Origin of the sequence: Pseudorhodoferax sp. Leaf274 (assembly GCF_001422445.1) — a bacterium.
GTDB lineage: Bacteria > Pseudomonadota > Gammaproteobacteria > Burkholderiales > Burkholderiaceae_C > Pseudorhodoferax.
In genome coordinates this window covers 205,145-223,481 of sequence record NZ_LMNA01000025.1, presented here as the reverse complement: position 1 = coordinate 223,481, position 18,337 = coordinate 205,145, and the positions used below count along the sequence as shown (strand labels likewise).

General features: G+C 69.3%; 18 protein-coding genes. 9 read left to right on the top strand and 9 right to left on the bottom strand.

Annotated features, from left to right (window positions below; translation table 11 throughout):
- Positions 1–126: 126 nt before the first annotated feature.
- From ASF44_RS32395 to ASF44_RS20050, 6 genes are all read left to right on the top strand, one after another.
- Positions 127–2,151 carry a hypothetical protein gene (locus tag ASF44_RS32395; protein WP_162243848.1) on the top strand — a complete coding sequence of 675 codons (2,025 nt, stop codon included), beginning with the start codon at positions 127–129 and terminating at the stop codon, positions 2,149–2,151.
- Positions 2,148–3,404 (top strand): extracellular solute-binding protein, encoded by a 1,257-nt coding sequence (locus ASF44_RS20070; RefSeq protein ID WP_056901013.1) that lies wholly within the window; start codon positions 2,148–2,150, stop codon positions 3,402–3,404. The genes ASF44_RS32395 and ASF44_RS20070 overlap by 4 nt, the downstream gene beginning before the upstream one ends.
- Complete coding sequence (locus ASF44_RS20065; protein ID WP_082524918.1) at positions 3,401–4,318, top strand: carbohydrate ABC transporter permease; 918 nt, start codon at positions 3,401–3,403, stop codon at positions 4,316–4,318. The genes ASF44_RS20070 and ASF44_RS20065 overlap by 4 nt, the downstream gene beginning before the upstream one ends.
- A complete protein-coding gene (locus tag ASF44_RS20060) occupies positions 4,315–5,184 on the top strand; it encodes a carbohydrate ABC transporter permease (RefSeq protein ID WP_235579282.1) in 870 nt (289 codons plus the stop codon). The genes ASF44_RS20065 and ASF44_RS20060 overlap by 4 nt, the downstream gene beginning before the upstream one ends.
- A gap of 14 nt (positions 5,185–5,198) precedes the next feature.
- A complete protein-coding gene (locus tag ASF44_RS20055; protein WP_056901011.1) occupies positions 5,199–6,314 on the top strand; it encodes an ABC transporter ATP-binding protein in 1,116 nt (371 codons plus the stop codon).
- A gap of 119 nt (positions 6,315–6,433) precedes the next feature.
- Positions 6,434–7,429, top strand: coding sequence for a tripartite tricarboxylate transporter substrate binding protein (locus tag ASF44_RS20050; protein WP_056901010.1), 996 nt, complete (start codon positions 6,434–6,436; stop codon positions 7,427–7,429).
- Positions 7,430–7,438: 9 nt separating this feature from the next.
- Here ASF44_RS20050 and ASF44_RS20045 read toward each other — a convergent pair whose 3' ends face one another.
- From ASF44_RS20045 to cyoA, 7 genes are read right to left on the bottom strand one after another with little or no spacing between them, the layout of a single operon-like run.
- The gene (locus ASF44_RS20045) at positions 7,439–7,984 is read right to left on the bottom strand and encodes a response regulator transcription factor (protein WP_056901009.1); all 546 of its coding nucleotides are present in this window, start codon (positions 7,982–7,984) and stop codon (positions 7,439–7,441) included.
- Positions 7,974–9,314, bottom strand: coding sequence for an ATP-binding protein (locus tag ASF44_RS20040; RefSeq protein ID WP_056901008.1), 1,341 nt, complete (start codon positions 9,312–9,314; stop codon positions 7,974–7,976). The genes ASF44_RS20045 and ASF44_RS20040 overlap by 11 nt, the downstream gene beginning before the upstream one ends.
- A gap of 11 nt (positions 9,315–9,325) precedes the next feature.
- Positions 9,326–10,054, bottom strand: coding sequence for an SURF1 family protein (locus tag ASF44_RS20035; protein ID WP_056901007.1), 729 nt, complete (start codon positions 10,052–10,054; stop codon positions 9,326–9,328).
- Positions 10,051–10,491, bottom strand: a complete 441-nt coding sequence (gene cyoD, locus ASF44_RS20030; protein WP_056901006.1) for a cytochrome o ubiquinol oxidase subunit IV — start codon at positions 10,489–10,491, stop codon at positions 10,051–10,053. The genes ASF44_RS20035 and cyoD overlap by 4 nt, the downstream gene beginning before the upstream one ends.
- Positions 10,491–11,159 (bottom strand): cytochrome o ubiquinol oxidase subunit III, encoded by a 669-nt coding sequence (cyoC, locus tag ASF44_RS20025; RefSeq protein WP_056901005.1) that lies wholly within the window; start codon positions 11,157–11,159, stop codon positions 10,491–10,493. Before cyoC ends, cyoD begins: the two co-directional genes overlap by 1 nt.
- Positions 11,152–13,164, bottom strand: a complete 2,013-nt coding sequence (gene cyoB / locus ASF44_RS20020; RefSeq protein WP_056901133.1) for a cytochrome o ubiquinol oxidase subunit I — start codon at positions 13,162–13,164, stop codon at positions 11,152–11,154. Before cyoB ends, cyoC begins: the two co-directional genes overlap by 8 nt.
- Before the next feature lie 9 nt (positions 13,165–13,173).
- Positions 13,174–14,184, bottom strand: coding sequence for a ubiquinol oxidase subunit II (gene cyoA, locus ASF44_RS20015; RefSeq protein ID WP_056901004.1), 1,011 nt, complete (start codon positions 14,182–14,184; stop codon positions 13,174–13,176).
- Positions 14,185–14,375: 191 nt separating this feature from the next.
- On the opposite strand from cyoA, the gene ASF44_RS20010 reads away from it, so the two are divergent.
- The gene (locus ASF44_RS20010; RefSeq protein WP_056901003.1) at positions 14,376–15,707 is read left to right on the top strand and encodes an MFS transporter; all 1,332 of its coding nucleotides are present in this window, start codon (positions 14,376–14,378) and stop codon (positions 15,705–15,707) included.
- Positions 15,708–15,758: 51 nt separating this feature from the next.
- On the opposite strand, the gene ASF44_RS20005 is transcribed toward ASF44_RS20010, so the two are convergent.
- Positions 15,759–16,364, bottom strand: a complete 606-nt coding sequence (locus ASF44_RS20005) for a hypothetical protein (RefSeq protein ID WP_056901002.1) — start codon at positions 16,362–16,364, stop codon at positions 15,759–15,761.
- Between the two features lie 134 nt (positions 16,365–16,498).
- On the opposite strand from ASF44_RS20005, the gene ASF44_RS20000 reads away from it, so the two are divergent.
- Together ASF44_RS20000 and ASF44_RS19995 are read left to right on the top strand one after the other, a co-directional pair.
- A complete protein-coding gene (locus tag ASF44_RS20000; RefSeq protein ID WP_056901001.1) occupies positions 16,499–17,377 on the top strand; it encodes a pirin family protein in 879 nt (292 codons plus the stop codon).
- Positions 17,378–17,455: 78 nt separating this feature from the next.
- Positions 17,456–18,043 carry an NADPH-dependent FMN reductase gene (locus ASF44_RS19995; protein WP_056901000.1) on the top strand — a complete coding sequence of 196 codons (588 nt, stop codon included), beginning with the start codon at positions 17,456–17,458 and terminating at the stop codon, positions 18,041–18,043.
- On the opposite strand, the gene ASF44_RS19990 is transcribed toward ASF44_RS19995, so the two are convergent.
- Positions 18,032–18,319 carry a YkvA family protein gene (locus ASF44_RS19990; protein ID WP_056900999.1) on the bottom strand — a complete coding sequence of 96 codons (288 nt, stop codon included), beginning with the start codon at positions 18,317–18,319 and terminating at the stop codon, positions 18,032–18,034. The genes ASF44_RS19995 and ASF44_RS19990 overlap by 12 nt on opposite strands.
- Positions 18,320–18,337: the final 18 nt, after the last annotated feature.

Here is an 18,337-nt window from a genome sequence, read left to right as displayed (position 1 = left end):
TGTTTTCACGCCTCCGGTCCCGGCGCCTACCGGCGCCACGGCCCGGAGTCCGTGCCCTTTCATTCAGACGATCCGGCCGCCACCCGCTGCAGGTGGGGTCCATCGCGTCCATTGCGGTCTTCTTCCATGAGCGAACCATCCCAAGCCCCTCCATCGCCGGCCGGCGCGGCGGCCACATGCCGCACCGTGGTCGATGGAGGTGTCACCAGCGAACTGTTCCGCAGTGGCGCGGTGGCGGCGCAATGGCTCAACACCGACGGCCTGCAGCCCCGCGTGCTGATCGCGTTCGTGGCGGGCAACAGCGGCGCTGCCCTGTGGTTCCAGCCCACCGAAGCCCCCGTGGCCTGGCGCCGTGTGTCCGCACTCGAGGCAGTGTCTGTCGCCGATGGCGCCGGCCGACCCTTGCACGGGCTGTGCACCACGCTGGAGGTGTCTTCGGTGTCCCGGCTGGTGGTACGCCAGGCGCTCGTGGGCAGCGTGCGCGTGCTGCGCGATCACCAATTCGACGGCAGGCTGCCGGCCCATGGGGTGACGCCGCCGCGCAGCACGCCGACGCGGGTGCAATGGTCGCGCGATCGCCTGGACGGTGCGGCCGGCTACCTGCTGTCGGTCGAGGTGCTCGATGGCGGCTCGGTCACGGTGGGCGACGACGGTGGCGTGGCGCTGGATGCCCCTGCCGGCGCTGCGCTGCGCCTGCGCATCGGCGCGTGGACGGGCGACACGCCGGAGCGCCCGCTCCATGCCGAAGAACTGCTGCTGCCCACTGCCGCCGCACTGCCGGAGGCCTGCGCAACGCTGGAGTTCCTGAGCTACCACGGCAAGCTGCTGGCCGGGTCCTGGCGCTTTCATACCTATTTCGGCCGCGACACCCTGATGACCCTGCGGCTACTGCTGCCCGTGCTGCAGCCCCAAGCGATGGAGGCCGGCCTGGCATCGGTGCTGCGGCGCCTGTCGTGGCAGGGGGCGGTGGCGCACGAGGAAGACGTGGGCGAGTTCCCGATCCTGCTGCAGCTGGCCGCGGGCGCGCCACCGGATGCCGCGCCGGTGTACGACTACAAGATGGTCGACGACGACTTCATGCTGCTGCCTGTCGCTGCCGCTTATCTGCTGGACACACCGGAAGGCCGCGCCCGCGCCGACGCATTCCTGGCCGCGCCCGCGGCCGATGGCGTGCCGTTCGGCGCATGCCTGGCGCGCAATCTGGGCTGGGTGCTCGACAAGACGGCGCCGTTCCTGGCGTCGGGCGACCCGCTGGCCCTGGTGCGCTTGCTGCCGGGCGAGGTGGTGGGCGACTGGCGCGACAGCCACGACGGCCTCGCCGGTGGCGTCTACCCCTACAGCGTGAACGTCGCGTTGGTTCCCGCCGCCCTGCGTGCGGCCAGCGCCTTGGGCCGGGCCCTGCTGGCGCCTTATCTGGCGCCGCAGATGCTGGCCCGCGCCGGTGGCGCCGGCGCCGATGCCTCGCGCTGGGAGGCGCTGGCACAGCCTTTGTTCGACGTGCGGGTCGAACCGGCACAGGCATCCCGGCAAGTGACCGTGCACGCCGCCGAGTCCGGCCTGCCTGCTTCGGCCCAGGCGGATGCGTTGCACGCGCTGCAAGGCGCTGCGCCGGTGTTCTCGGCGCTTGCACTCGACGCCCAGGGAAGGCCGCTGCCGGTCATGCATTCCGACTTCGCGTTCGTGCTGCTGCTGTCCGATCCGTCGGCCGCGCTGCTGGAGCGCGAGCTGCAGGCCTTGCTGCGGCCCTTTCCTGCAGGCCTGATGACCGATGCCGGCTTGCTGGTGGCCAACGCCGCGTATGCCAACAAGGTGCTGCGCCCCCTGTTCGCGGCCGACCGCTACCACGGTGCCGTGGTGTGGTCGTGGCAGCAGGCCATGGCGGCGGCCGGCCTGGCGCGCCAGCGCGCCCGCGACGACCTGCCGCCGTCTACCCAGGCGCTGCTGCGCGAAGGCGAGGCCACGCTGTGGCGCGCCATCCTCGCCCACCGTGAGGTGGCCAACGGCGAGCTGTGGTCCTGGCGGCACGACGGCGAACGCTTCGTGCCGCAAGCCTACGGGCCGCTCAGCGCCACGGCCGACGAGTCCAACGTCGCGCAGTTGTGGAGTTCGGTCTACCTGGCCGTGCAGCCGCCAGCGGAGCTGGCGGCGTGAGCGACGCGGCGGGCAGCGGCCTGCGGCGTCGTGCGCTGCTGCGCGCCAGTGCCGTGGCGGCGAGCGCATGCGCGGTGCCGGCCATCGCGGCCCCGGCGACTGCTTCCGTCGTGCTGGCCAGCTGGGTGACGCTGCCGGCCGAAGCGGCCGCGCTGGACCACCTGACCGAGGCCTTCACCCAGGCCACCGGCATCGTGGTGCGCAAGGAGCGCATCGCGGACAAGTACATGGACGTGATCCGCTCGCGCTTCGCTGCGCGCAACACGCCCGACCTGATGTACCTGGATTCGTCGGAGGCGCCGCTGTTGATCCGCAGTGGCGTGCTCGAGCCCATGGACGCGGCGGTGGACGATGCCGCCGACTACTACCCCCAGTTCCTGCAGGCCTTCCGCGGCGGGAACGGGCGCTTGTACGGCGTCCCCAAGGACTACTCGACGCTGGCGCTGTACTCCAACACCCGGTGGTTGCGCGCTGCCGGCATGCAGGCCGGCGACCTGCCGCGCGATTTCGATGCGCTGTTCCGGTTGCTGCCGCACCTCCAGGCCAGGCTGCCCAAGGGCGTTGCCGCGCTGATCGTCGGGAAGGATCTGGCCCGGCACCTGAGCGCGATCGAAGCCTATGGCCTGCCGGCGATCAGCGCCGATGGCTGGTCGCAACTGGCCCGCATCCCCGGTGCTCAGCAGTACCTGGACGGCTGGGTGCAGGGTCGCCGCCAGCGCCACATCGTCTCGCCAGGCGATGACCTGGGCGCGGACTCGCCCGGCGCTGCGTTCGGCACCGGCCGCACCGCGCTCATGATCGAAGGCAACTGGGTGCTCAGCGCCTTGCGCGGGGACTATGCCGACGTGCCCTTTGCCGTGCACGAGCAGCCACGGGTCAACGGGCGGGCGCAGACCATGGCTTTCGTGGGCGGCCTGTCGATTCCGCGCTTCGCCGCCAACAAGGCCGCGGCCCTGGAACTGGCCCGCTACCTGACCCAGGCCGGCATGCAGGAATGGTCGCGCCGCTCGGGCACGCTGCCTTCGCGTCGCAGCGTGCAGGCCGCGCTGGCCGGCAGCGTCGACCCTGCGCTGCAGGTGCACATGGCCGGGGCCGAGTACGCCACCGTGTGGTCGCGCGGCACCTCCCTGCCGGTGGTCAACGCAAACTTCGGCAACCAGTTCCTGGCGGCGCTGAACGGCTCGAAGTCTGTTGCCCAGGCCATGGCACACGCAGACCGCGCCGCCAACCGTGAGATCGAGCGCCAGCAATGACGGCCGCCCACCTGCCTGCCGCGCCCCGCCGCCGGGGTGCCAACCGCGATGCGGCCGTCGCCTGGGCCTTTCTTTCGCCCACGCTCGCGGCCGTGCTGCTGTTCACGCTGTTGCCGGTGGCCTTCGCGCTCGTTGGCAGCATGCTCAAGATGGACGTGGTGGGGGGGCGCGCCAGCTGGGCGGGGCTCAGGAACCTGGGCTACCTGGTCGACGACGACAAGTTCTGGGCCGCGTTGGCCAACACCGTGCGCTATGTGCTGGTCGTGGTGCCGGCGCAGACCGTCCTGGCGCTGGCGCTGGCCTGCCTGCTCAATGGCAGGGTGCGCTTCAAGCGCGGCTTCGTCACGCTGCTGTTCCTGCCCACGCTCACGTCCTCGGCCGCGATGACCATGATCTTCATGTGGCTCTTCAACAACAACGGCCTGGTCAGTCAATGGCTGGAACAGCACTTCGGCGTGACCGTGCGTTTCCTGTCCGATCCGGCCTGGGCGCTGCCGGTCATCATGGCAATGAACGTGTTCTCCACCGTGCCGCACTTCATGGTCGTGTTCCTCGCCGGCCTGCAGGACATTCCGCGCAACCTGTACGAAGCCATGGCGCTCGACGGTGCCGGTCCGATCGAGCGGCACTGGCGCATCAGCGTGCCGCAACTGGCGCCCATCACCTTCTACGTCGTCACCATGGGGTTGATCGGCTGCTTCCAGGTGTTCGACCAGGCGTTCATCATGTCCGGTGGCGACGGGGGCCCGGAAGATTCCACGCTGACCTTCACGCTGCTGATCTACCACTTCGCGTTCAAGACCTACAACACCATGGGGCTGGCCTGCGCCCTGGCAGTGGTGCTGGCGCTGATCATCATGGCTGCCACGGCACTGGTGAACCGGTTCGTCCGATCCGAAGGGTCCAACGGGTGAAGGGGGCGCTGATGGGCCAGGGCGTGTCCCGCCATGCGCGGCGCGGCAGTGGTCGCCATGCCGGGTGGCTGCTGCACGGGCTGCTCGTGCTGTATGCGGTGGCCACGCTGGTGCCGTTCGTGTGGGCCGTGATCACCTCGCTCAAGACCACCCGCGAGATCGCTGAAGCGCAAAGCCTGCTGCCCGCAGCGCTGGACCTGAGCGCCTACCGGTTGATCCTGCAGGGCGACTTTCGCCAGTGGTTCTTCAACTCGGCGCTGGTGGCAGTGCTGGTCACGCTGGCTGGCGTCTTCACCAACACCCTGGCCGGCTACACGCTGGCGCGGCTGCGCTTTCGCGGCCGGCAGGCCGTGTTTCGCATGCTGCTGCTGCTGATCATGGTGCCGACGCAGGTGACGATGATTCCCGCCTACCTGGTCATCGCGCGTTTCGGCCTGGCCGACACCCATCTGGCGCTGGTCCTCACTTCGCTGGTCCACATCGGCTCGATCTTCATGATGCGGCAGTTCTTCATCAACTTCCCCACCGAAGTGGAGGAGGCCGCCAGGCTGGACGGTTGCGGCGCGTTCGAGACCTTGTGGCGCATCGTGCTGCCCATGGCCGGCCCGGCGCTGGCCACGCAGGCGATCTTCATCTTCATGGGCGTGTGGAACGAGTTCATGAAGCCGTTGCTGTACATCTCCAGCGTCGACAAGTACATGCTGACCCAGGGCCTGAACGCCGCCGCCAAGGTGTACGAGAAGTCCGCCGCGTGGAATGTGGTGATGGCCGGCTCGGTCCTGTCGATCCTGCCCATCCTGGCGCTGTACATCGGCTTGAACAAGTACTTCGTCACCCTCAACGACACCCGCGCAGGCTCCAAGTAGCCTGCCTGCATGCCATGACCCGAGTCGCATTGCGCAACATCCACCTCACGCGCGGCAGCACGCCCATCCTGCGGGGCGTGGACCTGGCCATCGAGCCCAACGAGTTCTGCGTCTTCGTCGGGCCATCGGGTTGCGGCAAGTCCACGCTGCTGCGCCTGATCGCCGGGCTGGACGAAGACGCCGACGGCGAGATCGAGATCGACGGCGTGCCTGTGACGCACCTGCCGGCTGCCAGGCGGCAGGTGGCCATGGTGTTCCAGGGCTACGCGCTGTATCCGCACATGTCGGTCTACGACAACATGGCGTTTGCGCTCAAGCGCGCCGGTGCCCCGCGCGCCGACATTGAAGCACGCGTCGGCCAGGCGGCACGGGTGCTGCAGCTCGATGGCTATCTCCAGCGCAAGCCCGGTGCGTTGTCGGGCGGACAGCGCCAGCGCGTGGCGATCGGCCGGGCCATGGTCAAGAAGCCCAAGGTGTTCCTGTTCGATGAACCGCTGTCCAACCTGGATGCCGCGCTGCGCGCCGAAACCCGGGTGGAGATTGCGCGGCTGCACCGCGAATCGGGCTCGGCCAGCATGCTGTACGTGACCCACGACCAGACCGAAGCCATGACGCTGGCGGACCGCATCGTGTTGCTGCGTCCGCTGGCCCAGGCGGCGGCCGACGCCAGCAGTGTGGTGCAGGTCGGGCGTCCGCTGGATCTGTACCACCACCCGTCAGACCTGTTCGCGGCCCGCTTCATCGGCTCGCCCGGCATGAACCTGCTGGACGCCAGGGTGGTCTCGGCCGGCCCGCGTGGTGTTGTGCTGCAGGCCTTCCGCCAGACCTGGACGGCGCACGTCGAGGCGGCCGACCTGCAGCCGGGCGAGCCCGTGACCCTGGGAATCCGCCCCGAGCATGTGCGCACCGACCACGGGCCGCTGCACGCGACGGTGTCGCGCATGGAGGCGCTCGGCGAGTATGCGGTGCTGCACCTGCGCGTGCCCGGCCGTGACGGCTTGCTGCTGGCCAAGAGCACGCGCGAGCACCTGCGCCCGGACGACGTGCTTGCCATCGACCTGCCGTCCGAGGCGATGCATGTGTTCCGCGCCGACGGCCGGGCCCTGGCGCGGCGTCGGACCGCGCACTGACGGCTCGCGGCGCCCGCACGGGCTGCCGAAAACGCAGCGCCACCTCGGGGAATGCGTGAATCCCGGCGCCGGCCCGGCTTGGCGATGATGGGCCCCACCACAACAGGAGACTTCGCCACATGCCTTCTTCGACCGACTTCAGCCGCCGCCGCACGCTGCAAGGCGTGGCCGCCTTTGCCGCCAGCGGCCTGGTGCCCGGCCTGCAAGCCCAGACCGCGCGCTGGCCCGACAGGCCATTGCGCGTCGTGGTGCCGTTCCCGCCGGGCGGCCTGACGGATGCCTACGCGCGCCTGTTTGCCGACCAGTTCAGCCAGACCCTGGGCCAGCCCGCCATGGTGGACAACAAGCCCGGGGGCGGCGCCATCATCGGCATCTCCCAGGTGGCCAAGGCGCCGGCCGATGGCTACACGCTGCTGGTCTCCACCTCCGGCACGGTCTGGCAGAACCGGGTGCTGTACGGCAAGCTGCCCTACAACCTGGACACCGACCTGACGCCGGTGGCGCTGTTCCCCTCCGGCCCGCTGGCCGTGGCGGTGGCGCCCGACGTGCCGGCCAGGAACATGCGCGAGTTCATCGCCTATGCCCGCGAGCGGCAGGTCAACATGGCCAGCTATGCGCCGGGTTCGTACCCGCACATGGTGGCCGACCAGCTGAACCGGCATTCGGGCACCAGGATCCAGACCATCCAGTACAAGGGCGAGTCGCCGATGTGGATCGACGTGGCCGGCAACGCCACGCAGATCGGCATCGGCAGCTACCAGGCCTTCGCCACCGTGCAGGGGCGCGGCGTGCGGCCCATCGGCGTGACCGGCAGGTACCGTTCGCCCAAGATGCCGGACGTGCCCACGCTGGTGGAGCAGGGCATCGACACCCCGCTGGTCGGGCTCGAAGGCGGGCTGGCCCTCATGGCGCCCAGCGGCACGCCAGAGGCCGTGCTGCTGGCGCTGAACAAGGTGGCCCTGGCCTGCGTGGAGACCGAGCGCGGCAGCAAGCTGCGCGAGAACTTCGGCATCCCGAACAAGCCCAAGAACCTGGCCGGCACGCGCAAGGACTGGGACACCGAGGTGCCCGTCTGGATCAAGCTGGCGGTGGAGCTGGGCATCAAGCTCGACTGAGCGGGCGGCCTACTTCACCTGCTGCTTCTCCAGCTTGCGCGCCAGCGTGCGGCGGTGCATGCCCAGGCGGCGCGCGGTCTCGGAGATGTTGAAGCCGGTCTCGGCCAACATCTCGTGGATGCGCTCCCACTCCAGTGTCTTGATCGAGCTGGTGCGGTTGGTCAGCTCGACCTCGGTCGTGCCCTCGGCGCGGCCGAAGGCGGCCTCGATGTCGTCGGTGTTCGAGGGCTTGGCCAGGTAGTGGCAGGCACCGAGCTTGATCGCCTCCACGGCCGTGGCGATGCTGGCGAAGCCGGTCAGCACCACGATCAGCATCGCCTCGTCGCGCGCGCTCAGTGCCTGCACGCAGGCCAGGCCGGAGGCCTCGCCAGCAAGCTTGAGGTCGACCACGGCGTGGGTGGGCGCGAAGTCCTCGAGCTGCAGCAGCAGCTGTTCCAGGCTGGTGGCCACGCGCACGGCGTAGCCGCGGCGTTCGAACGAGCGCGCCAGCGTGCGTGCGAAGGCGGCGTCGTCCTCGACGATCAGCAGGCGGCGTTGCAGGGGCTCATCGGTCATCGGCGCTATCTTCCTCCAGCAGGGCGATGGCGGGCAGCGGCAGGGTGATTCGGACCTCGGCGCCGCCGCCCTCCAGGTTGCGCGCGGCGACATGGCCGCCCAGCGTGCGCGCCACGTTGACGACCAGGAACAGGCCCAGGCCGCGGCCGGGCTGGCCCTTGCTGGACTGGTAGGGCTTGCCCAGCTGTTGCAGCATCTGCGGCGCAAAGCCCGGCCCGCGGTCGCGCACGGTCAGTACCAGCGCGTCGCCGCTGCGCGTGGCCTGCAGGTGCACGCCGTCGGGCGAGACCTCGGCGGCGTTGTCCAGCACGTTGCCGACCATCTGCTGGATGGCCGAGTCCGCCACCATCGCCAGTTCGTCGCCGAACTGGTTGTCGAACACGAAGCCGGGGCAGGGCCGGCGCTGGCGCCAGCGCGCGACCACGTCGTCCAGGAAGGCATTGAGCGTGGTGGCGCGCGACGATTCGCCGCGCGCCTCGCCGGCCGACAGCAGGATGCCGCTCACGATGGCCTTGCAGCGCGCGACCTGGGCCTGCATCTCGGCCACGTCGTCGGCCAGTTCGGGTTCGGAGCTGAAATGCGGCAGGTGCTGCCAGTCGCCCAGGATCACGGCCAGCGTGGACAGCGGCGTGCCCAGTTCGTGCGCGGCGCCGGACGCGAGCAGGCCCATGCGCACGATGTGCTCTTCCTCGGCCGCACGCTGGCGCAGCGCGGCCAGGCGCCGGTCGCGCTCGCGCAGGTTGCCGACGATGCGCGTGATGAAGGTCACCAGCAGCGCGGCCGTCAGCGCGAAGCTGGCCAAGAGGCCCATCATGTAGGGGCTGGCCAGGCCACGGTGGTGGTCGGGCTGCAGCGACAGCGGCTGCGCCCACAGCGCCAGCGCGGCGAAGCAGGCCGAGGTGACACCCACCATGGTCCACGTGGCCCAGGCCGGCAGCAGCACGGCGCCCAGGATCACCTGCAGCAGATACAGGAAGACGAAGGGGTTGGTGGCACCGCCGGACAGGTAGAGCTGGGCGGTGAGCGCCGCCACGTCCACCAGCAGCGCCACCAGCAGCTCGACGTTGGTCACGCGCCGGCCCGTGCGGGCGCGCAGCAGCGACAGCACGTTGAAGGCCACCAGGCCGGCCAGCACGGTCAGCATGGGCTCGATCGGGATCGCGATGCGCAGGCCGTAGTGCACCACCTCGATGGTCAGCACCTGGCCGAAGACCGCGATCCAGCGCAGCTGGATCAGCTGCTGCAGGTTCTTGAGGCCGGCGGCCTTGTCGGGGCCGGCGGCACCGGTGGCGCCGGTGCCGCGTGCGAGGCCGGTGGCGGAAAGAGGCATGGGCCGGATTGTCAGTCCGGCGGGCGGCGTGCCGTGCGCAGCACGAACCAGCCCGCGGCCGCGACCATCAGCGCCAGCGCATACCAGGTGACGGCATAGACCAGGTGGTTGTCGGTGAAGCGCAGCACCGTCAGGCCGCCCACGGGCCACTGGCCCGCCGGCGTGCCCTCGGCATCGACGAAGTAGGGTGCCACGCGGTCGGCCGGCAGGCCGCGCGCAGCCGCGATGGCCGCGACGTCGCGCGAATGCCACCGGTCGGCGGCGGGATCGTTCTCGCGCAGGAAGCCGCCGCCGGGTTCGGTGATGCGCAGCAGGCCGACGACGGTGGCGGTGCCCGCCGGCGCAGCGGCCCCGCGCTGGGCCGGGTCGCGCCGCTCGGGCGGCACGAAGCCGCGGTTGACGAGCACGATGCTGCCGTCCGGCAGCCGCAGCGGGGTCAGCACCCAGAAGCCGGCGCCCAGGGCGGTGCTGGCCTGCACCAGGGCTTCGTCGGCGTGCAGGAACTCGCCTTGCAGGCGCAGCCGCCGGTATTCGAACTCCAGGGGTGCGGCCTGGATGGCAGGCCAGGCGCGCAGCGCGGGCGGGGCCACCGGCGCGGCGCCGACACGCGCCTCGGTGCGCGCGATCAGTGCCTTCTTCCAGCCCAGGCGCTGGACCTGCCAGGTGCCCAGCGCGGCGAACAGAGCGCTGAGCAGGGCGGCGGCCAGCAGCACCCAGGGCAGGCCGCGCGCACGCGTCATTGCGTGTGGTTCTGGTGCGCTGCAGCGGGTTGCTGCTGGTGCTGGTGCTGGCCGTGCGCGGGCATCATGTTGGTGTTCATGTGGAACATGACCCACAGCGTGCCGGCGATCGCGATCGCCACGAAGACCACCGTGAAGATGGTGGACAGCATGGTCCAGCCGCCCTCGACCTTGCCGTTCATGTGCAGGAAATACACCATGTGCACGAGGATCTGCACCACGGCAAAGCCACCGAGCACCAGCACGGCGGTGGTGCGGTTCTCGATCACGTCGTTCATGACCAGCCAGAACGGGATGGCCGTGAGGATGACGGACAGCACGAAGCCGGTGACGTACTCGCGCATCGAGCTGTGCGGGCCCACGTCGCCATGGTGGTCGTCGTTGTGCGCGTCATGTGCGTGGTGCGCGTGCGGTGCGTGGGTGTCGGACGAGGCCATCACAGCACTCCCATCAGGTAGACGAAGGTGAAGACGCCGATCCAGACGACGTCCAGGAAGTGCCAGAACATGGACAGGCACATGAGGCGGCGCTTGTTCTCGTGGATCAGGCCGTGCTTGGCGATCTGCACCATGAGCACCACCAGCCAGATGCTGCCGAAGGTGACGTGCAATCCGTGCGTGCCGACCAGCGCGAAGAACGCCGACATGGCGGCGCTGCTCTGCGGGCCCGCGCCTTCGTGGATCAGGTGGTGGAACTCGTACAGCTCCACCGCCAGGAAGGCCAGGCCGAACAGGCCGGTCACGGCCAGCCAGACCAGCGTGCCACTCTTGTCGTTGACCTGCTTGCGCAGCATCGCGAAGCCGAAGGTGATGGACGACAGCAGCAGGAAGGCGGTGTTCAGCGCGACCAGCTTCAGGTCGAACAGCTCGGCGCCGCCGGGCCCGCCGGCGTAGCTGCGGCCCAGCACGCCCCAGGTGGCGAACAGCGCGGCGAAGATGAGGCAGTCGCTCATCAGGTACATCCAGAAGCCCAGCGCGGTGCCGTTCTCCGGATGCGGTTCGTGCTCGAGGTGGTAGATGCGCGGCACGGCCGGGTCGGCCGCGCCGGTGGAGTGGCGCGGGCCCGACGACGGGATGTGGCCGGCAGGGTGGGCGAGATCAGACATGGCGGGCCAGCAGTTGGGTGCGCGCTTGCTCGGCGGCGGTCACTTCGGACGCCGGGATGTGGTAGTCGCGCTTGTAGTTGAAGGTGTGGACGATGGAGGCGAGCACGATGGCCGCGAACGAGGCGATGGCCAGCGGCCACATGTGCCAGATCAGCGCGAAGCCCCAGATCAGCGAGAGCACCGAGATCACCACGCCGGAACCCGTGTTCAGCGGCATGTGGATGGCCTGGAAGCCTTGCAGCGGGCGCTTGTAGCCGTGCTTCTTCATGTCCCACCAGGCGTCCACGTCGTGCACCACCGGGGTGAAGGCGAAGTTGTACTGCGGCGGGGGCGAGGAGGTGGCCCACTCCAGCGTGCGGCCGTCCCACGGATCGCCCGTGGTGTCGCGCAGCTGGTCGCGCTTGAGGAAGCTCACGCCCAGCTGGACCAGGAAGGCGCCGATGCCCATGGCGACGATGCCGGCGCCGCAGGCGGCGATCACGAACCAGATCTGCAGCGAAGGATCTTCGAAGTGGTTGGCACGGCGCGTGACGCCCATCAGGCCCAGCACGTACAGCGGCGTGAACGCCACCCAGAAGCCGACCAGCCAGCACCAGAACGACACCTTGCCCCAGAACTCGTCGAGCTTGTAGCCGAAGGCCTTGGGGAACCAGTAGTTGATGCCGGCGAACATGGCGAACACCACGCCGCCGATGATCACGTTGTGGAAGTGGGCGATCAGGAACAGGCTGTTGTGCAGCACGAAGTCGGCCGGCGGCACGGCCAGCAGCACGCCCGTCATGCCGCCGATGGCGAAGGTGACCATGAAGCCCACCGTCCACAGCATGGGCACCGTGAAGCGGATGCGGCCGCGGTACATGGTGAACAGCCAGTTGAAGATCTTCGCCCCGGTCGGGATCGAGATGATCATGGTGGTGATGCCGAAGAACGAGTTCACGCTGGCGCCCGAGCCCATCGTGAAGAAGTGGTGCAGCCACACCAGGTACGACAGGATGGTGATACAGACCGTGGCGTACACCATCGAGGTGTAGCCGAACAGGCGCTTGCGGCTGAAGGTGGCCACGACCTCGGAGAACACGCCGAAGGCCGGCAGGATCAGGATGTAGACCTCCGGGTGGCCCCAGATCCAGATCAGGTTCACGTACAGCATGGGGTTGCCGCCCAGCTCGTTGGTGAAGAAGTTCGTGCCGACGTAGCGGTCCAGGCTCATCAGCACCAGCGCGGCCGTCAGCACCGGGAACGAGGCCACGATCAGCGCGTTGGTGCACAGGGCCGTCCAGGTGAAGATCGGCATCTTCATGAGGTCCATGCCCGGTGCGCGCATCTTGACGATGGTCACCAGCAGGTTGATGCCCGACAGCGTGGTGCCCACCCCCGCGATCTGCAGCGCCCAGATGTAGTAGTCCAGCCCGACCCCCGGGTTCTGGTGCCCGAGGTTGGACAGCGCCAGCCAGCCCGAGGTGGAGAACTCGCCCAGGAACAGCGAGACCATGACCAGCACGGCGCCGGCGGTGGTCATCCAGAAGCTGAAGTTGTTCAGGAACGGGAAGGCCACGTCGCGCGCGCCGATCTGCAGCGGCACGAGGTAGTTCATGAGGCCCGTGACCAGCGGCATGGCCACGAAGAAGATCATGATCACGCCGTGCGCCGTGAAGACCTGGTCGTAGTGGTGCGGCGGCAAATAGCCCAGGTTGTCGCCGAAGGCCATGGCCTGCTGCAGGCGCATCATCACGGCGTCGGCGAAGCCGCGCAGCAGCATCACGATGCCCAGCACCATGTACATGATGCCGATCCTCTTGTGGTCGATGCTGCAGAACCAGTCACGCCACAGCGGGCCCCACAGGCGGAACTTGGACAGCAGCGCGAGCACGCCCAGGCCGCCCAGCGAGACCGCGATGAAGGTCCACAGCAGGATGGGCTCGTGCGCCATCGGGATCGAGTCCCAGGTGATGCGCCCCAGCAGCCAATGTGCGGTTTGCGCGGACGCGGCAGTGTGTTCGGTCATGGCCATGGCTCAGAATTCCTGGAGATCGGTGCGCGTGGCGGCGGTGCACAGCGCATCCTGCGAAGCTTCGGCAAGCCGGCGCGCTGCCACATGGGACTGGTTGCGCTGCGCGTCCTTGGCCATCACCTCGTGCATGCAGGGCTTGCCTTCCTCGACACACAGGTTCAGCACGCGCTGGTACAGGCCGTCCTCGACGGTGGAGAACAGCGCGACCGGGTTGCGTTCGCTGGGCTTGGCCAGTTCGCCATAGCTGGCGCGCGTGAGGGGCTGGCCTTCGGCCTTGGCCTTGGCGACCCATTTGTCGAAGTCGGCGTTGGACAGGCCGTGGAACTTGAAGGTCATGCCCGAGAAGCCCGCGCCGCTGTAGTGCGAGGACATGCCGTGGTAGACGCCGGGCTTGTTGATCACCGCGTTGAGCTCGGTCTGCATGCCGGGCATGGTGTAGATCATGCCGGCCAGGTCGGGCACGTAGAACGCGTTCATGGTGTGGCTGGAGGTCAGCTTGAAGCGGATCGGGCGGTCCACCGGCGCGGCCAGCTCATTGACCGTGGCGATGCCTTGCTCGGGATAGAAGAACAGCCACTTCCAGTCGAGCGAGACCACCTGCACCTCCAGCGGCGTGACGCTCTCGGGCACCGGCTTGCCAGCGGCGATGCGGTCCAGCGGGCGGTAGGGATCGAGCTGGTGGGTGCTGATCCAGGTCAGCGCACCCAGCGCGATGACGATGACCAGCGGGGCCGACCAGATCACCAGCTCCAGCTTGGTCGAGTGGTGCCAGTCGGGGTCGTAGTCGGTCTCGGCCAGTTTCCCATCCTGGCGGTAGCGCCAGGCGAACAGCAGGATCAGGACGATCACCGGCACGACGATCAGCAGCATCAGCAAGGTGGCGATGACCACCAGCCGGCCCTGCTGGGCGGCGACGTCGCCGGCGGGGAAGAGCACGACCATCTTGCTGCAGCCGGCCAGCAGGCCGGCCAGGGCGAGGACGAGTGGCACTCGTAGGGAGTTGAGTAGGCGCATGCTGGGCGATCGGGTGCTGTAGAGGACCCCCATAGGGGTTGCCCCGGGTTGCGGAACAATCGGAAATGTATCGTCGGACGGTGACGCAAGCCATTGGACGTTTTGTCCTATGTCAAAGCGTCCCCCGATGTGCGAACCTATATAGTGCCTTCACGACCTTCCCCGGCCAAGTGCCTTCTGGAGAACGCTCGATGTCCAGCATCAGCCACGCGCCCATCACCGCACCCATGACCGACCGCCCCGCCACGCGCTTTCCCGAGACCGAACACCACGTCGATCCTGGCGACATCGCCGTCGGCGTGGTGATCGGCCGCACCTCGGAGTATTTCGACTTCTTCGTCTACGGCATCGCCTCGGTGCTGGTGTTTCCGGCGGTGTTCTTCCCCGACATGCAGCGGCTGGACGGCACGCTGTGGGCCTTCGCGCTGTTCGCGCTGGCCTTCGTCGCGCGGCCGTTCGGCACCGTGATCTCGATGGCCATCCAGCGCCGCTGGGGCCGCGCCGCCAAGCTGACGGTGGCGCTGTTCCTGCTGGGCAGTTCGACGGCGGGCATCGCCTTCCTGCCGGGCACGGCGACCGTCGGCTTCAGCGCGGTGTGGATGCTGGCGGCGCTGCGTGTCGGCCAGGGCCTGGCGCTCGGCGGTTCCTGGGACGGTTTGCCCTCGCTGCTGGCCATGAACGCCCCCAAGGGCAGGCGCGGCTGGTACGCCATGATGGGCCAGCTCGGCGCGCCCATTGGCTTCATCCTGGCCAGCGCCTTGTTCGCCTACCTGTACAGCAGCCTGTCGCACGCCGACTTCCTGGACTACGGCTGGCGCTATCCCTTCTTCGTCGCCTTCGCGATCAACGTGGTGGCGCTGTTCGCCCGCCTGCGCCTGGTGGTGGCCGAGGAGTTCGAGGAACAGCTCAACCAGCGCGAACTGGCGCCCGTGTCCGCCACGGAACTGATGCGCACGCAGGGCGGCAACGTCGTGATCGGCGCGTTCGCCGCACTGGCGAGCTACGCGCTGTTCCACTTGATCACGGTGTTCCCGCTGTCGTGGATCCAGCTCTACACCGAGCAGTCCATCGTCGAGTTCCTGCTGATCCAGACGCTGGGCGGCTTCCTGTGCGCTGGCGGCGTCGTCGCCTCGGGCTGGCTGGCCGACCGCTACGGCCGCCGCCGCACGCTGGGCACGCTGGCGGCCATGATCGCGGTGTTCAGCGGCTTTGCGCCCACCTTGCTGGACGGCGGCACGCTGGGGCAGGACGTGTTTATCCTGCTGGGCTTCATCCTGCTGGGGCTGTCGTACGGCCAGTCGTCGGGCACGGTCACCTCCAACTTCGCGCCGCGCTACCGCTACACCGGCGCCGCGCTGACGGCCGACATCGCCTGGCTCATCGGCGCGGCCTTCGCACCGCTGGTGGCGCTGGGCCTGTCGGCCCACTTCGGGCTGGGCTACGTGAGCGTCTATCTGCTGTCGGGCGCGGCCTGCACGCTGGGCGCGCTGGCCCTGAACCGCGCGATCGAAGACAACAAGTAGCGCCCGCGCGGGCCCATGCGGCCAGCATGGCCCGCGCGCGTGCTGCGTGGGTCAGCCCTGCACGGCCACGTCGATGTAGTACACGCCCCAGGGGCACAGCGCAAAGCGCTCCTGCAGCGGCTTGTCCTTGAATGCGGGCAGGTTGTCCGCGTCGTAGACCGCCCATTGCGGACCCAGGCCGCCCAATGCCATGGGCTGGTCGTCCAGGTGCGTGGCGACCACCATGCGGTAGGCCTGGACGTCCGCCAGCGAGACGATGGCGTTGTAGCCATCGACCGCGCGCAGGCCCAGGCGCAGCGGCGCCTTGAGGTCGGCGCCGGCCTCGGCCAGCACGGTGGCCAGCAGCGGCCCGGTCAGCTTGTGCTTCTTGCCGTCGTATTCCAGCGTGGGCGTGATGCTCACGCGGGGCAGGCGTTGCAGCGCGGCGCTGTCGAAGGCGAAGGCGGTGGCGAACTGCACCTTGTGCTTGGCCAGCATCTGGTCCAGCGCCTTGTCCAGCGGGCCCCGGTTGCCCTTGGCGATCGCGCCGCCGACCGTCAGCAGCGTGGGCTGGCCGGCTGCAGCCGGCCTGGCCGTGCCCTGGGCCCGGGCCATGCCCGCGGTGGCCAGCGCGGTGCCGGCCAGCGCAGTGCCGGCCAGGAAATGTCGCTTGTGCATCTCTTCTCCTGTTGTGGGTGCGCGCGGATTATGGTTGGGCCGCATCGTTCCTCCGATGGAACGGTGAAGCCTGGTTTCGCCCCCTACCGCCGGCGCCTGCTGGCCTCACCTGCGGCACAAGATTGGAGTTCCCCATGAAGAAGATCCTCGGCCTACACAGCGCCCCGCGCCCGCACTGGGTGGGCGACGGTTTCCCGGTCCGCTCGCTGTTCGGCTACGACGGCCTGGGCCGCGACCTGAGCCCGTTCCTGCTGCTGGACCACGCGGCGCCCACGCCGTTCGCGCCGGCGGCGCAGCCACGCGGTGTCGGCGCGCACCCGCACCGGGGCTTCGAGACGGTGACCATCGTCTACCAGGGCGAGCTGGCACACCGCGACTCCACCGGCGCGGGCGGCTTGATCGGCCCTGGCGACGTGCAGTGGATGACGGCGGCCGGCGGCATCGTGCACGAGGAGTTCCATTCGCCCGCGTTCACGCGCCAGGGCGGCACCATCGAGATGGTGCAGCTGTGGGTCAACCTGCCGGCGCGCGACAAGATGGGCCCGGCCGGCTACCAGACGCTGCTGGACGCGGACATCCCCTCGGTCGACCTGCCGGACGGCGCGGGCCGCGTGCGCGTGATCGCGGGAGCGTTCGGCGCCAGCCAGGGGCCGGCAAGCACCTTCACGCCCATCGACGTGCTGGACATCCGCCTGCACGCGGGCCGCACCGGCCGCTTCACGGCCACGCCGGGCCACACGCTGGCGCTGGTGGTGCTGCACGGCACGGTGCAGGTCAACGGCGAGGCGGTCGCGCGCGAAGGCCAGCTCGTGCACCTGGCGCGCGAAGGCCGCGCGGTGGAGATCGAGGCCAACACCGATGCCACGGTGCTGTGGCTGGCCGGTGCGCCCATCGACGAACCGGTGGTGGGCTATGGGCCATTCGTGATGAACAGCGAGGCCGAGATCCACCAGGCGATCGCCGACTTCAACAGCGGCCGCTTCGGCGGCGTGCCGGCCACCGACAGGGCGTGACCGCTGCCTGATGGTCCACAATGCCGCCCGGCCGACCCGCCGGGCGGCGTTCCCAGTCCTTGTCCCGGAAATTCATCCATGTCCGCACGCCGACTCCTCGTCATCCCCGCCAGCGCCCGCACCGGGTCCTTGAACGTGCGGCTGGCGCGCCACGCGGCGCGCACGGCCGAGGGCGCCGGCTGGCAGGCGCAGCTGCTGGACCTGCGCACGCTGGCGCTGCCGGTCTACGACGGCGACCTGGAGGCCGCCGAGGGCGTGCCGGCCGGTGCGCTGGCGCTGCAGCAGGCGGTTGCCGACAGCGCGGCCGTGCTGGTCGTCACGCCCGAGTACAACGGCTTTCCCACACCCCTGTTCGTCAATGCCTTCGACTGGTTGTCGCGCATCCAGGCCAGCGACGGCCGCGCGGCGGGGCTGGCCACCACGGCCGACAAGCCGGTCGGCCTGCTCTCGGCATCGCCCGGGCCGCTGGGCGGCCTGCGCGCCATGAACTTCGTGCGGCAGTACCTGCAGATGGCGTTTGCGATGCTGGTCGTGCCGCAGCAGTTCGCGCTGGGGCGGGCCAACGAGGCCTTCGATGCCGAAGGCGCACTGGCCGATGCGCGTGCCGCCCAGTCGGTGGCGCGTGTGCTCGATGCGCTGGCGCGCCTGGTGCCGTCAGGCCGTTGAGCCTCTACCGGAGCGCGCCGCCAGGTCGGCCTGCAAGCCAGCGGGCAGGCGCGCCAGCAGCCAGCGGATGGCCAGCGGCAGCAGCACCAGGTCGTCGACCGCGCCCAGGAACGGGATGGCATCGGGCAGCAGGTCGATCGGGCTCAACAGGTAGACCAGCAGGCCGGCGGCGGCCAGCTTGAACCAGCGCGGCGCGCGCGGATCGCGCAGCGCCCACCAGAACCTGAGCAGGTCGCCGCGGACCAGGGTCCACAGCAGCGACACACGTTTGAACATCGGCGGGGCTCCTCATGC